Source organism: Pseudomonas sp. BF-R-24 (assembly GCF_019947335.1).
Taxonomy (GTDB): Bacteria; Pseudomonadota; Gammaproteobacteria; order Pseudomonadales; family Pseudomonadaceae; genus Aquipseudomonas; species Aquipseudomonas jessenii.
In genome coordinates this window covers 62,954-77,301 of sequence record NZ_JAGYGG010000022.1, presented here as the reverse complement: position 1 = coordinate 77,301, position 14,348 = coordinate 62,954, and the positions used below count along the sequence as shown (strand labels likewise).

The following is a 14,348-nucleotide window of genomic DNA, read 5'->3' as shown; positions in this document are numbered from 1 at the left end:
CATAGCCATAAAACGCGGCAGTCAACTCCATACGAATGGTTGCTCAGGCCGAATGCAATCAGGTGAGCAAATCCATGCAATTCCCCATCACGCCTTGACCCAGCGCTGGCGACTCCAGCTGCTCAGCCCGTCGACGGCAAACACCAGCACCAACATCGCCAGTATCACCGTGCTGGCCTGGGCTTCCTGGAACAGGCTGAGGCTGACATAGAGCATCTGCCCCAAACCGCCGGCACCGACAAAACCCAGCACGCTGGCCATGCGGATGTTGTTTTCCCAGCGGTACAGGATGTACGCCAACAGCTGCGGAAACAGGTTGGGCAGGGTGCCGTAACAGAAGGCCCAGACGACGTTGCCGCCCTGCAGACGGATGGCTTCGGCGGGTTGCGGCGGGGTGTTTTCCAGTGCTTCGGCGAACAATCGACCCAGTACCCCGGTGGTGTGCATCGCCAATGCCAGGGTCCCGGCGTTGGGGCCGAGTCCGGCCGCCAGCACCATCAGCGCGGCCCACACCAGTTCGGGAATGGCGCGCAGGGCGTTAAGCACGAGGCGCGACACACTCTGCAACGGCCAACCGAAACGACCGGCCGCCGGCAAAGCCAGCACCAGGCCGAATACCGCCGCGAGCAGGGTGCCGAGGGCCGACATGGCCATGGTTTCCACGGCGCCACGGCCGATGGCTTGCAGGTGGCCGGCGCTCAGGTCCGGGCTGAGAAAACGCAGCACGTAGGCGCCCATCTGCTTCAGGTTACCGCTGCCCGTCAGTTCGCCGAGATCGATGCCCAGATAGCTGAACGAAGCGACGACCGCTGCGCCAATGCACAGGATCAGCAGCAGGTTGATCAGGCGATTCATGCGAACCTCCAGCGCAACAGGCGGCTGATCTGATCGGCGAACAGCACCAGGACGAAAAAGGTCAGCAACATGCTCGCCACTTCACCGCCGGCGAACATGCGCAACGACAAGTCGATCTGCTGGCCCAGCCCGCCGGCGCCGACGAAGCCCATCACCACCGACGCGCGGATCGCGCATTCCCAGCGATACACCGTGTACGACAGCAGCTCCGCCGCGACATTGGGCAGGATGCCGTAGCAGAACGCCGCCAACCGGCCACTGCCGGCTTGCAGCAGCGAGTGGGCGGGACGCTGGTCCACCGATTCGAAAATCTCCGCGTAGACCTTGCCCAGCATGCCGCTGTAGGTGATGGCAATGGCCAGCACCCCGGCCGTCGGGCCAAGGCCGACGGCGCGCACGAACAGCAAGGCCCAGACGATTTCCGGCACGCTGCGCAGGAAGATCAGCAACCCGCGCACCGGCCAGCGCAACAACCGTCCCAAGGCGCTCGGGCGACCGCTGCGCGAAGCCGCCGACAACGAGAGCGCCCGGCTGGCCAGCAGGCTGGCGGGGACGGCCAATAGCAAGGCCAGGGCCATGCCGGCGGTGGCGATGGCCAGGGTTTGCAACGTGGCTTGCCACAGCAACTGGAGGAACTCTTCGCCATGGGCCGGTGGCCAGAAGGCCGAGACAAACCGACCCATTTCACTTTGGCTGTCAGCCTGGAGCAGCACACCCAGGTCCAGTTCGCTGAAATGAATACCGGGCCACAACAGGGCAAGCGCCAACAAACTGAGCAACAGGCGGGGCAGGGTGGCCGGGTCTCGTGTATCGCGGGTCAGCATCGTGGAATCTGCAGGCTCAAGGGCGCCACTGGCGCGGGCGGCGACAGCAGTTGCTCGTTGGCGTAGAGCCTATCGAGCAAATCGTGGTCGACGTCGCTGGCGGGAAGATCGAACAGGATCTGCCCTTCACGCAATCCGATGATGCGCGAGAAGTGCGCCAGGGCCAGTTCCACCGCATGCAGGCTGGCGACCAGTGTCACCTGGTGTTCCCGGGCGTGTCGGCAGAGAACTGACAGGGTGTGCCCGGCCAGCACAGGGTCCATCGCCGACACCGGCTCATCGGCCAGCAGCACTTCGGGCGCCTGGTACAGCACCCGGGCAATGCCCACGCGCTGCAGTTGGCCGCCGGACAATTGCTGGCACTGGGCGAACAGCTTGTCACCCAAGTCCAGCTTGAGCAGCGCCGCCCGCGCGCCTGGAACATCCACCGGATGCAACAGGCTCAACAGGCTTTTGGCAAAACCCCATTGCCCCAGCTTTCCGGCCAGCACCGCCGTGACCACCCGTTGCCGGGGTGGCAGGGGTGGTGCCTGATGCACCAGGCCGATGCGCGCCCGCAACTGCTGACGTCGACGCGCGCCGAGCTGCCAGGCGTGTTCGCCGAGCACCTCGACCGCGCCGTTATCCGGGCGCAGGGCGGTGGCCAGCACGTTGAGCAGGCTCGACTTGCCGGCACCGGACGGGCCGATGATTGCGACTTGCTCACCGGCGCCGATGTGCAGGTCGACCTCATGCAGCGCACGCACGCCGTTGCCGTGGGTGACGCTGACCCGGTTCAGGTGCAAGGTCATTTCAGCAGGTCGGCAGCGCGCGCGGCTTCCTCGATGCCCTTGTAGTTCTCAGGCTTGGTCTCGATGAAGCGGCTGGCGGCTTGCAGATCCAGAATCGCTTTTTGCTCCGGGTTGGCCGGGTCGAGCGCGAGGAAGGCCGCCTTGATTTTGCCAGCCAGGGCCGGGTCGAGGGTGCCGCGCACGGTCCAGTTGTAGTCGAAGTAGGCCGGTGTGGTGGCGAACACCTTGACCTTGTCGGTGTCGACCTTGCCGGCCTTGACCAGTTTTTCCCAGACGCTGGCATTGAGTACGCCGGCGTCCACTTTGCCAGCCTGAACCCAGGCGACCGTGGCGTCGTGGGCGCCCGAGTAACCGACGCGACTGAAATAGGTTTCCGGCTTGATGCCGTCCTGCAGCATGAAGTAACGCGGCATCAGACTGCCCGACGTCGATGAGACCGAACCGAAGGCAAAGGACTTGCCCTTGAGGTCGGCCAGCGACTTGACGGCCGGGTCGGCGGTGATGAATTTGCTGGTGAACTGGGCGTCCTGCTCACGCTGGACCAGTGGAATGGCATTGCCGGTTTTCAGTCGCGCCTGCACGAAGGTGAAGCCGCCCAGCCAGGCCATGTCGATACGGTCTGTGGCCAGCGCCTCGACCACCGCCGGGTAGTCGGACACCGGCACGAACTCGACCTTCATGCCCAGTTGCTTCTCCAGATACTCGCCCAGGGGCTTGAACTTGCGCAGCAATTCGGTGGGGGCTTCATCAGGAATGGCGCTGACCTTGAGGGTATCGGCGGCCTGTGCCAGCAGGGCGGAAAAGGATAGGGACAGGCCGACGGCCAATGCCAGGGTACGTTTGAGCATGGAAGTTCTCCGGTTCAATAGCGGAAAAATGTCGATGCGCCCCGCACAAGCTGATTGCTGCACGACGCTTCGTGAGGGTAGACGAAAATGGCGCGATTATAGGGGCTCTTGCGTGCTTGACCAGCGTTGCAACAAGACCTAAGGCCAAAAGAAGACCTGTGGGAGCGGGCTTGCTCGCGAAAGCGGCGTGTCAGTCACATCGATGTTGGATGTGCCGCCGTCTTCGCGAGCAAGCCCGCTCCCACAGGTTTTGCGGTGTCCCACCATTCAGGTGATTTACATCCTTGCCAACGCCTGCGTCAGATCGGCCCGCAAGTCCTCGACATCCTCGACGCCCACCGACAACCGCACCAACCCATCGCCAATTCCCAGTTCCGCGCGGGTATCGGGCGGGATGGTGGCGTGGGTCATGATTGCCGGGTGTTCGATCAGGCTTTCCACGCCGCCCAGGCTTTCGGCCAGGGCGAAGATCTGCACGCTTTCAAGGAAGCGTTTGGTACCGGCCAGGTCACTGTTGAGGTCGAGGGCGATCATCCCGCCGAAACCGCGCATTTGCCGCTGGGCCAGTTCGTGTTGCGGGTGCGACGGCAGGCCAGGGTAGTAGACCCGTGAGACTTGTGGCTGGCGCTCCAGCCACTGCGCCAGCTCCAGTGCGTTGCTGCAATGTCGCTCCATGCGCAGCGCCAGGGTCTTCACGCCGCGCAGGGTGAGGAAGGCATCGAACGGGCCGGCGATGGCGCCGACGGCGTTTTGCAGGAAGCCCAGGCGCTCGGCCAGTTCGGCGTTCTGCCCGACCACGGCGATACCGCCGATCACGTCGGAGTGACCGTTGAGGTATTTGGTGGTCGAGTGCAGCACGATGTCGAAGCCAAGCTCCAGCGGGCGCTGGATCCACGGGCTGGCGAAGGTGTTGTCGGCCACGCAGATGATGCCGCGGGCGCGGCAGGTGCGGGCGATGGCGGAGAGGTCGGTGAGGCGCAGCAGCGGATTGCTCGGGGTCTCGACCATGACCATGCGTGTGTCGTCTTGCAGGGACGCCTCGAATGCCGCCAGGTCGGTCAGGTCGACGAAGCTGAAGCGGTGTCCGGCGCTGCGCTGGCGCACCTTGTCGAACAGGCGGAAGGTGCCGCCGTACAGGTCGTTGCCCGAAACGATGTGCGAGCCGGCGTCGAGCAGTTCGAGCACCGTGGAAATGGTCGCCAGCCCCGAGGCGAAGGCAAAGCCCCGGGTGCCGCCTTCGAGGTCGGCCACGCAGCGTTCCAGCGCCCAGCGCGTCGGGTTGTGCGAGCGCCCGTAGTCCAGGCCTTTGTGCACCCCGGGGCTCTGTTGCAGGTAGGTGGAGTTGGCGTAGATCGGCGGCATCAACGCCCCGGTCGAAGGGTCCGGCGCTTGCCCGGCGTGGATCACCCGGGTGGCGAAGCCCTGTGGCGGGGCGTTTTTATCCTGTTGACTCATGGCAGGGATCTCCGCAAATGGTTGAGCATGTCGGTTCGGGTAATCAGGCCGTGAAAGCCCGAGGCATCCTGGATGATCGCCACCAGTCCACGGCCCAGCTCGGCTTCCAGTTCAGCCAGGGTGGCATCGGGGGACAGGGTTTGCAGTTTGTCGGTCATGGCGCTGGAGACGGCCCTGCGAAAGTGCGCAACGTCTTCATGCACGCCCAGCAGGATGTCGGACTCGTCGATCACGCCGACCAGTTGCTGCCCCTTCACCAGCACCGGCAGCTGCGAGACATCCGCCAGGCGCATGCGCTGGAAAGCCGTCAGTAGCGTGTCATCCGGGCCGACGCTGATCACTCGGCCATCCTCGAAGCGCCGCGCGATCAGGTCGCGCAGGTCGCCGTAGTGCTTGCGTTGCAGCAGGCCCTGATCGTTCATCCACTGGTCGTTGTAGACCTTCGACAGGTAACGCGTACCGGTGTCGCAGACGAAGCTGACCACCCGTTTCGGCTGGGTCTGTTCGCGGCAGTAACGCAACGCCGCCGCCAGCAAGGTGCCGGTCGACGAACCGCCGAGAATCCCTTCGGCGCGCAGCAGTTGGCGGGCGTGATCAAAGCTTTCTTCGTCGCTGATCGAATAGGCGTGGCGCACGCTGGACAGGTCGGCAATCGACGGGATGAAGTCTTCGCCAATGCCTTCCACCGCCCAGGAACCGGGGGTGGGGAGGGTGCCACCGCGGCTGTATTCGGCCATCACCGAACCGACCGGGTCGGCCAGGACCATTTCCAGGTCCGGCTGTACCCGTTTGAAGAAACGGGTCAGCCCGGTGAGGGTGCCGGCCGAACCGACTCCGACGACGATGGCGTCCACATCATGCTGGGTTTGCGCCCAGATCTCCGGCGCGGTGCTGCATTCGTGGGCTAGCGGGTTGGCCGGGTTGTTGAACTGGTCGGCGAAGAACGCATCGGGAATTTCCGCCGCCAGCCGTGCGGCGACGTCCTGGTAATACTCGGGATGGCCCTTGCCGACGTCGGAGCGGGTGATGTGCACCTCGGCGCCCATGGCCTTGAGGTGCAAGACCTTCTCGGTGGACATCTTGTCCGGCACCACCAGCACCACCCGGTAACCCTTGGCGCGGCCGACCAGGGCCAGGCCGAGGCCGGTGTTGCCGGCGGTGGCTTCGACGATGGTGCCGCCGGGGCGCAGGCGGCCATCGCGTTCGGCGGTGTCGATCATCGCCAGACCGATGCGGTCCTTGATCGAGCCGCCGGGATTCTGGGATTCGAGTTTGAGAAACAGCGTACACGGGCCGGTATCGAATCGGCTGACGCGTACCAGAGGTGTATTGCCGATCAGTTCGAGCACGGCAGGGCGGGAGTTGTCAGTCATGTCGTCACTTCCTTGCGCTATTCGCACTGGGTGGACATCGACCGGCGCTGTGCCATCAGGCGTCAATCGCCGGCATTGCATCGCTAGGACCATAGGCCGGGATCAGGCCTCCCGCAACCTTGCACAGCCGACCGGTCGGCTCGACGCTTTTTCCTCGCCAGCAACCACAAAAAACATAATTTCGCTATTTCCCGGCTCCGAACAGAATGCGGCCAACACCCTGACACCGATAGCCGCAGCAGAAGAACAACAGTGATCAGAATCGAGGCGGCAGCCATGACCGACCTGAATCAAACCACCTTTCAGAAGTGCACAGCCATGACAGTTGATAAAACCGAAATTGATACGCTTGTTGTTGGCGCCGGCCAGGCCGGCGTGGCCATGAGTGAACACCTGAGCAAGCTCGGTGTGCCTCACCTCGTTGTGGAGCGCAATCGTATCGCCGAAGCCTGGCGCACCGGTCGCTGGGATTCGCTGGTCGCCAACGGCCCGGCCTGGCACGACCGCTTCCCGGGGCTGGAATTCGACGGTCTGGACCCGGATGCCTTCGCCGGGAAAGAGCAGGTGGCTGAGTACTTCGAAGCCTACGCCCGCAAGTTCAACGCGCCGATCCGTACCGGCGTGGACGTGAAGAAAGTCGAACGCAATACCGACCGTCCCGGTTTCACCGTTGAAACCTCTGATGGCGTGATCGAGGCCCGGCATGTGGTGGTCGCCACCGGTCCGTTCCAGCGTCCGGCCATTCCGCCGATTGCCCCACAAATCGCCGGCATCGCGCAGATTCACTCCGCCCAATACTACAACCCGCAGCAACTGGCCGAAGGCGCGGTGCTGGTGGTGGGCGCAGGTTCCTCGGGCGTGCAGATCGCCGATGAACTGCAACGTTCCGGCAAGCAGGTCTACCTGTCGGTGGGCGCCCACGATCGTCCGCCGCGTGCCTATCGCAACCGTGATTTCTGCTGGTGGCTGGGGGTGCTTGGCGAATGGGATGCCGAAGCCATGCAACCGGGCAAGGAACACGTGACCATCGCCGTGAGCGGTGCCCGTGGCGGCCACACCGTGGACTTCCGCCGGCTGGCTCACCAGGGCATGACCCTGGTTGGCCTGACCCAAGCGTTCAACGGCGCCGTGGTGAGTTTCGAAAACAACCTCGCTGACAACATCCAGCGCGGCGATGAAAACTATCTGGCACTGCTCGACAAGGCCGACGCCTACATCGAACGCAATGGCCTGGACTTGCCGCTGGAACCCGAAGCCCGGGCCATGCTGGCGGACCCTGATTGCGTGACCAATCCAATCCTGGAGCTGGATCTGCTCAATGCCGGTGTCACCACGATTATCTGGGCCACTGGTTACTCCACCGATTACAGCTGGCTGAAGGTCGATGCCTTCAAGGAAAACGGCAAGCCGCAGCACCAGCGCGGTGTGTCGGCCGAGCCGGGGGTGTATTTCGTGGGGTTGCCTTGGCAGTCCCGTCGTGGCTCCGCGTTTATCTGGGGCGTTTGGCACGACGCCAAGCACATCGCCGATCACATCGTTAAACAGCACACCTATCTCAACTACCGGGATGCGACCCAGCGTCAAGCCGAAGCCGCCCGTGCACCTATTCACAAAGCCAGCCTCATGGGAGTTCGTTAATGCCTACTCATACCCGCATCCGCATGTTCAACACCAAAGACACCTACCCGAACCAGACGCTGGACAACGATTTGTGCCAGGCCGTGCGCGCCGGCAACACCGTGTATGTGCGTGGTCAGGTCGGCACCGATTTCAACGGCCAACTGGTGGGCCTCGGTGATCCGCGCGCCCAGGCCGAGCAGGCCATGCGCAACGTCAAGCAACTGCTGGAAGAGGCGGGCAGCGACCTGAGCCACATCGTCAAGACCACCACCTACCTGATCGACCCGCGCTATCGCGAGCCGGTGTACCAGGAGGTTGGCAAGTGGCTCAAGGGCGTGTTCCCGATTTCCACCGGCCTTGTGGTCAGCGCCCTCGGCCAGCCGCAGTGGCTGATGGAAATTGATGTGATCGCTGTCATCCCTGAATAAGGAATTCGCCATGACTTTTTCCATCGTGGGTCGCTGCGCCGAGACCGGCCAGTTGGGCATTGCCATCAGCTCTTCGAGCATTGCCGTCGGCGCGCGCTGCCCGTGGCTGCGGGCCGGTGTCGGCGCGGTGTCGAGCCAGAACATCACGCTGCCGGCCCTCGGCCCGCAGATCCTCGATGAACTGGCCAACGGCTCGGCGCCGCCCCAGGCGCTGGACCACTCATTGACCCGCAACGGCTACAGCCAATATCGCCAGGTGGCGGTGGTCGATGCCCACGGGCGCACGGCGGTGTTCAGTGGCAACCATGCCTTGGGCATCAATAACGCTGTGGCCGGTGACCAATGTGTGGCGGCCGGTAACCTGCTGGCCAACAGTGGGGTGATCGAGGCAATGGTCGCGGCGTTCGAAAACAGCGAAGGCTGCCTCGCCACCCGGCTGATGAGCGCCTTGCAGGCCGGGCAGGACGCTGGCGGCGAAGCCGGCGCGGTGCACTCGGCAGCGCTGTCGGTGGTCGGTGACCTGACCTGGCCGATTGTCGACCTGCGGGTGGACTGGGCCGAGGAAAACCCGATTGGCGAGCTGGGCAAACTGTGGACGGCCTACGAGCCGCAATTGCAGGACTACCTGACCCGCGCCCTCAATCCGACCCTGGCCCCCGCGTATGGAGTGCCCGGCGATGAGTGAGTTGCGCAGCCGCCCCATGCTCGCGCGATTGATCGGGTTCGCCACGGTCAGCCGCGATTCGAACCTGGAGCTGATCGAGTTCGTACGTGACTACCTGCACGGCCTCGGCGTGGATTGCGAACTGATCTACAACGCCGAGCGGACCAAGGCCAATCTGTTGGCCACGGTCGGCCCGAGCGTGGCCGGCGGCATCGTGCTGTCCGGACATACCGATGTGGTGCCGGTGGACGGCCAGGCCTGGACGGTCGAACCGTTCTGCCTGAGCGAGGCGCACGGCAAGCTTTACGGTCGCGGCAGCGCGGACATGAAAGGCTATCTGGCCTCGGTGCTGGCCGCTGTGCCGATGTTTCTCTCCAGCCCTTTAAAGCGCCCGGTGCATTTGGCGTTTTCCTATGACGAAGAGGTCGGTTGCCTCGGCGTGCGCGGTTTGCTGGAGGTGTTGCCCCAACGCATCCCGGCACCGGCGCTGTGTTTGATCGGCGAGCCGACCGAACTCAAGCCGGTGCTCGGCCACAAGGGCAAACTGGCGATGCGGTGTCACGTGCGCGGCGCCGCCTGTCATTCGGCTTACGCGCCATATGGGGTCAATGCCATCGAGCAGGCCGCGCGCCTGATCGGTCGGCTGGGAGACATCGGCGCCACCCTGGCCCGGCCGCCATTGCACGACAAGCGCTTCGATCCTGCGTTCTCGACCGTGCAGGTCGGGGTGATCCAGGGCGGTACGGCGCTGAACATCGTTCCAGCGGACTGCCGTTTCGATTTCGAGATCCGCGCCTTGCCGGACTTCGCCCCACAAGTGGTCGTCGATGAGCTGCAGGACTACGCCGAGCAGACGTTGCTGCCGGCCATGCAGGCCGTGGACACCGATACCGGTATCCGCTTTGAAAAAATCTCGGCCTATCCCGGCCTGGCGACACCCGCCGACAGCGCAGCGGCCCGGCTGATTGCCCAGCTTTGCGGCAGCGACGAGTTCAGCACCGTGGCCTTTGGCACCGAAGGCGGGCTGTTCGATCAGGCCGGCATTGCGTCGGTGGTCTGTGGTCCCGGCAGCATGGACCAGGGGCACAAGCCCGATGAATTTGTCAGCGTTGATCAGATGGCGGCCTGTGACCGCCTGATGGATCGCCTGGCGGCTTACTTGAGTGAATCCGAACACCCATAACAACAACGGGCCGATAAGCCCCGAGGAAGCGATCCATGTCCAGATCCTTGCGTTGCAGTGTTCCGTTTGCCCTGGCGTTGTTGAGTGCCAGTGTGTGGGCGGCCCCCCAGGACCTCACCGTGATTTCCTTCGGTGGTGCTACCAAACAGGCCCAGGATAAGGCCTACTTCCAGCCCTTCAACGCCAGCGGCGCGGGCAATATCATCGCCGGGGAGTACAACGGCGAGCTGTCGAAGATCAAGGCCATGGTTTCCGCCGGTCACACCAGCTGGGACGTGGTGGAAGTCGAAAGCCCCGAACTGTTGCGTGGCTGCGAAGAGGGCCTGTTCGAGAAGCTCGATGCGGGACGCTTCGGTGATTCGGCGAACTTCGTGCCGGGTGCGCTGACCGAGTGCGGTGTCGCAACCTATGTCTGGTCGATGGTCATGGCCTACGACCAGAGCAAGCAGGCCAAGGCGCCGCAGTCCTGGGCCGACTTCTGGAACGTCGCCGACTTCCCGGGCAAGCGCGGCCTGCGCAAGAGCGCCAAGTACACCCTGGAAATCGCGTTGCTCGCCGACGGCGTCAAGGCGGACGACGTGTACAAGGTCTTGAAAACCCCGCAAGGCGTGACGCAGGCTTTTGCCAAGCTCGACCAGATCAAGCCGAACATCCAGTGGTGGGAGGCGGGCGCGCAGCCGGCGCAATGGCTGGTGGCCGGCGACGTGGTGATGAGCGCGGCCTACAACGGCCGGATCGCTTCGGCGCAGAAGGAAGGGATGAAACTGAGCATCGTCTGGCCGCAGAGCCTGTACGACCCGGAATACTGGGCGGTGGTCAAAGGCACGCCGAACAAGGCATTGGCGGAAAACTTCATCGCCTTTGCCAGCCAGCCGCAGACGCAAAAAGTCTTCTCGGAAACCATCCCCTACGGGCCGGTGCATCGCCAGACCCTGCCATTGCTGCCCAAGGATGTGCAGGACCAACTGCCGACCGCCGAGGCCAACCTGGCCGGCGCGCGGGCCGTGGACGCGGAGTTCTGGGTTGACCATGGCGAGGAGCTTGAGCAGCGCTTCAATGCCTGGGCTGCGCGCTAACACAGGCACCACATAACCCCTGTGGGAGCGGGCTTGCTCGCGAAAGCGGTATGTCAGTCACATCGATGTTGGATGTGCCACCGTCTTCGCGAGCAAGCCCGCTCCCACAAAAGCTTGACGCACACAGAGCCCTGTAGGAGCGAGCCTGCTCGCGATGAGGCCATCAGATCCAACATCTTCGTTGACTGATACACCGCCATCGCGAGCAGGCTCACTCCCACAAAAGCGTGGCGCACACGGGACCCTGTGGGAGCGAGCTTGCTCGCGATGAGGCCATCAGCTTCAACATCGTCGTTGACTGATTCACCGCCATCGCGAGCAAGCTCGCTCCCACAGGGATTTCGTCGTTCAGTTGTCATGGTGTTCTGATCAATATTTTATTTTTATTGGTTTTTTCTGCCGACTATTCCGGAAAAGCGCGCAATCTTTTTTAAGGTTTAAAGGCACAAATTAACTAATTTTCCTCCCCACGCTCTTTGTCCATGATCGCCTCCAACAAGAAATGCGCAGGTATGCCCGCGCACACCGAAGTACGAACACGTACTCATCCTTGCCTTGGAGTTCGTCATGTCCACCACCGCTTCATCCGCCCCGCTCATCGAGAAACACACGATCGGGTACGTCCCCCCTGAGGATCGCCACGGAAAGGTCAAAGATCTGTTCACCCTGTGGTTCGGCGGCAATATCGCGCCGTTGCCCATCGTTACCGGCGCGCTTGGCGTGCAGTTGTTTCACCTGAACCTGGTCTGGGGCATCGTCGCGATCATCGTCGGCCACCTGGTCGGCGGTGTGCTGATGGCGCTGCACTCGGCGCAAGGCCCGCAGATGGGCATTCCGCAGATGATCCAGAGTCGCGCTCAGTTCGGTTCGCTGGGCGCGTTGCTGGTGGTGGTGATTGCCGGCGTGATGTACATCGGTTTCTTCGCTTCCAACATCGTCCTGGCCGGCAAGTCGCTGCATGGCGTGGTCGAGAGCGTGCCGGTGTCGGTGGGCATCGTCCTCGGCGGCCTTGGATCGGGGATCATCGGCATCATTGGCTACCGCTTCATCCACGTACTCAATCGCATCGGCACCTGGGTGCTGGGCCTCGGCATCGTGCTCGGCTTCGGCTACATCCTGACCCACGTGCAGACCGATGACTTCCTGACCCGTGGCAGTTTCAACATCTCCGGCTGGCTGGCCACGGTATCGCTGGCGGCGCTGTGGCAGATCGCATTCGCGCCCTACGTGTCCGACTACTCGCGCTACCTGCCCAAAGACGTGAAGGTCAGTTCGACGTTCTGGGCGACCTACCTCGGCTCCTCGCTGGGTTCAATCCTGTCCTTCGTGTTCGGCGCCGTCGCCGTGCTGGCAACGCCGGTGGGCATGGACACCATGGACGCGGTGAAACTCGCCACCGGCGCCATCGGCCCGCTGATGCTGGTGCTGTTCCTGCTCAGCGTGATCAGCCACAACGCCCTGAATCTGTATGGCGCCGTGCTGTCGGTGATCACCTTGCTGCAAACCTTCGCCCACCGCTGGATTCCGACTGCTTCGAGCCGGGCGGTACTGTCGCTGATCATCCTGGCCGGTTGCTGCGTGGCGGCCATCGGCGCCTCGGCGGATTTCATCGGGCATTTCGTCGACCTGGTACTGGCGTTGCTGGTGGTGCTGGTGCCGTGGACCGCGATCAACCTCATCGACTTCTACGCGATCCACAAGGGCGAGTACGACATCGCCTCGATCTTCCGCATCGACGGCGGCATCTATGGCCGCTTCAACCCGCAGGCGTTGTTGGCCTACGCCATCGGCATCGTGGTGCAGATCCCGTTCATGAACACGCCGATCTACACCGGCCCCGTGGCCGTGCACATTGATGGTGCGGATTTATCGTGGTTGGTCGGGCTGGTGGTCACCACACCGCTGTACTACTGGCTGGCGAACCGTGATACGGCTTACCGTCGGCGCCAGAACATGGCCGGGTTGATGCCGACCAACAGTTGATCGGGCCTGTGGCACAGGCGTACCGGGTTGAAATGATTGTGTAATTCGGGATGGTCGTTTGCCGGGCGTATGGCTATGCTCAGCAAGTTTGCCAAACGCCAATGATAACAATCACAGTGAAACCATGAGCCAATCAGACACGCGTGCGACTGTTCTAGCGCTGTATCCAGAAGACTCCCGCGAGGCGGCGGCATTGCTCAAGCAGGCAGTGCCGCTGATGGTTCGTCACAACATTCCGCCCAACCCGGTGCACTACGCGCTCTGGTACACCTACAGCAAGGGCCAGGAGCCGGAGCTCAATCGGCACCTGGACCGGGTGGTCAACGACTTCGACTACTTCCCGCCGGAGTCGGCCGCCAAGCTGTTTCGCGAGTACATCATCCGCGATGAACTGGCAGACGCTCGCTCCGGGCAGCAGGACGCGATCAATCTGGTCGACGACATGGAGCGCGATGTATCGCGCAGCGTGAAGGGTAACCAGGATTTCCAGGCCAGCCTCGGCCAATACCTGCAGATGCTCGAAGAGCCAGCCAGCGAGCGCTTGCCGAGCATCCTGACCCAACTGCAACAGAGCACCCGGCTGATGCAGGGGCAGCAGGAACACTTCCTCGCCCAGTTGCAATCGGCACAGCATGAAATCAAAAGCCTGCGTGACAAGCTGGAGCGCGCCCAACTGGCCGCGACCCTCGATGGCCTGACCGAATTGCTCAACCGCACCACCTTCAACCGCCAGCTTGAACAGGCCTTGAGCAACGTGGCGACGGGCGTGGCGCTGGTCATGCTGGATATCGACCACTTCAAGCAATTCAACGACCAGTACGGCCACCCCTTGGGCGACCGCGTACTTCAGCATGTCGCCCGGGTGCTGCGTGATTCGCTCCCTGGCGAAGCGTTCGCGGCACGTTATGGCGGCGAGGAGTTTTGCGTGGTGCTCAAGGATTGTCCGGACCTGGCCGCCGCGGGCGCTTTTGCCGAGCGCCTGCGTTTGAAAATCCAGTCGCTGCGGGTCAAGGCCCGGGGCACCGACACGGTGCTGGACACCATCACCGCCTCGTTCGGCGTGGCCCATGCACAACCCGGCGATACACCGGAAAGCCTGGTGACCCGCGCAGACGACGCGCTGTACCAGGCCAAGCGCAACGGGCGCAATCAGGTCTGTCAGCAGCCTGCCGTAGCGGTCGGGTCGTAGATTTCAGTTTCACGGGGGGCAAGGTCGCTGGCGAAAGTTTACGCTGCTTCTTGGGCATG

13 protein-coding genes are annotated in these 14,348 nt (G+C 63.2%); 7 read left to right on the top strand and 6 right to left on the bottom strand.

Annotated elements, in window-relative coordinates; all coding sequences use genetic code 11:
• Positions 1 to 87: 87 nt before the first annotated feature.
• The 6 genes from phnE to KGA98_RS18255 form a co-directional block, all read right to left on the bottom strand.
• Positions 88 to 855 carry a phosphonate ABC transporter, permease protein PhnE gene (gene phnE, locus KGA98_RS18280; RefSeq protein ID WP_223503026.1) on the bottom strand — a complete coding sequence of 256 codons (768 nt, stop codon included), beginning with the start codon at positions 853 to 855 and terminating at the stop codon, positions 88 to 90.
• Positions 852 to 1,679, bottom strand: a complete 828-nt coding sequence (locus tag KGA98_RS18275; protein WP_223503024.1) for a PhnE/PtxC family ABC transporter permease — start codon at positions 1,677 to 1,679, stop codon at positions 852 to 854. Before KGA98_RS18275 ends, phnE begins: the two co-directional genes overlap by 4 nt.
• Complete coding sequence (locus KGA98_RS18270) at positions 1,673 to 2,470, bottom strand: phosphonate ABC transporter ATP-binding protein (RefSeq protein ID WP_223503022.1); 798 nt, start codon at positions 2,468 to 2,470, stop codon at positions 1,673 to 1,675. The genes KGA98_RS18275 and KGA98_RS18270 overlap by 7 nt, the downstream gene beginning before the upstream one ends.
• Positions 2,467 to 3,318 (bottom strand): putative selenate ABC transporter substrate-binding protein, encoded by an 852-nt coding sequence (locus KGA98_RS18265; RefSeq protein WP_102671911.1) that lies wholly within the window; start codon positions 3,316 to 3,318, stop codon positions 2,467 to 2,469. Before KGA98_RS18265 ends, KGA98_RS18270 begins: the two co-directional genes overlap by 4 nt.
• A gap of 276 nt (positions 3,319 to 3,594) precedes the next feature.
• The gene (locus KGA98_RS18260; RefSeq protein WP_223503020.1) at positions 3,595 to 4,773 is read right to left on the bottom strand and encodes a trans-sulfuration enzyme family protein; all 1,179 of its coding nucleotides are present in this window, start codon (positions 4,771 to 4,773) and stop codon (positions 3,595 to 3,597) included.
• Positions 4,770 to 6,146 (bottom strand): pyridoxal-phosphate dependent enzyme, encoded by a 1,377-nt coding sequence (locus KGA98_RS18255; protein WP_090456244.1) that lies wholly within the window; start codon positions 6,144 to 6,146, stop codon positions 4,770 to 4,772. Before KGA98_RS18255 ends, KGA98_RS18260 begins: the two co-directional genes overlap by 4 nt.
• A 276-nt stretch (positions 6,147 to 6,422) precedes the next feature.
• Here KGA98_RS18255 and KGA98_RS18250 point away from each other — a divergent pair, with 276 nt between their 5' ends.
• From KGA98_RS18250 to KGA98_RS18220, 7 genes are all read left to right on the top strand, one after another.
• On the top strand, positions 6,423 to 7,784 hold the full coding sequence (locus KGA98_RS18250) for a flavin-containing monooxygenase (protein ID WP_223503018.1): 1,362 nt from the start codon (positions 6,423 to 6,425) through the stop codon (positions 7,782 to 7,784).
• Positions 7,784 to 8,194, top strand: a complete 411-nt coding sequence (locus KGA98_RS18245; RefSeq protein WP_003201555.1) for a RidA family protein — start codon at positions 7,784 to 7,786, stop codon at positions 8,192 to 8,194. The genes KGA98_RS18250 and KGA98_RS18245 overlap by 1 nt, the downstream gene beginning before the upstream one ends.
• A gap of 10 nt (positions 8,195 to 8,204) precedes the next feature.
• Entirely contained in the window at positions 8,205 to 8,879 is a 675-nt protein-coding gene (locus KGA98_RS18240; protein ID WP_090456242.1) for a DUF1028 domain-containing protein, read from the top strand.
• The gene (argE, locus tag KGA98_RS18235; RefSeq protein WP_223503016.1) at positions 8,872 to 10,041 is read left to right on the top strand and encodes an acetylornithine deacetylase; all 1,170 of its coding nucleotides are present in this window, start codon (positions 8,872 to 8,874) and stop codon (positions 10,039 to 10,041) included. The genes KGA98_RS18240 and argE overlap by 8 nt, the downstream gene beginning before the upstream one ends.
• A gap of 35 nt (positions 10,042 to 10,076) precedes the next feature.
• The gene (locus KGA98_RS18230) at positions 10,077 to 11,117 is read left to right on the top strand and encodes an ABC transporter substrate-binding protein (protein ID WP_223503014.1); all 1,041 of its coding nucleotides are present in this window, start codon (positions 10,077 to 10,079) and stop codon (positions 11,115 to 11,117) included.
• A 567-nt stretch (positions 11,118 to 11,684) separates the two neighbouring features.
• Positions 11,685 to 13,100, top strand: a complete 1,416-nt coding sequence (locus KGA98_RS18225) for a purine-cytosine permease family protein (protein ID WP_223503011.1) — start codon at positions 11,685 to 11,687, stop codon at positions 13,098 to 13,100.
• A 124-nt stretch (positions 13,101 to 13,224) separates the two neighbouring features.
• On the top strand, positions 13,225 to 14,289 hold the full coding sequence (locus tag KGA98_RS18220) for a GGDEF domain-containing protein (protein WP_223503009.1): 1,065 nt from the start codon (positions 13,225 to 13,227) through the stop codon (positions 14,287 to 14,289).
• Positions 14,290 to 14,348 lie beyond the last annotated feature (59 nt).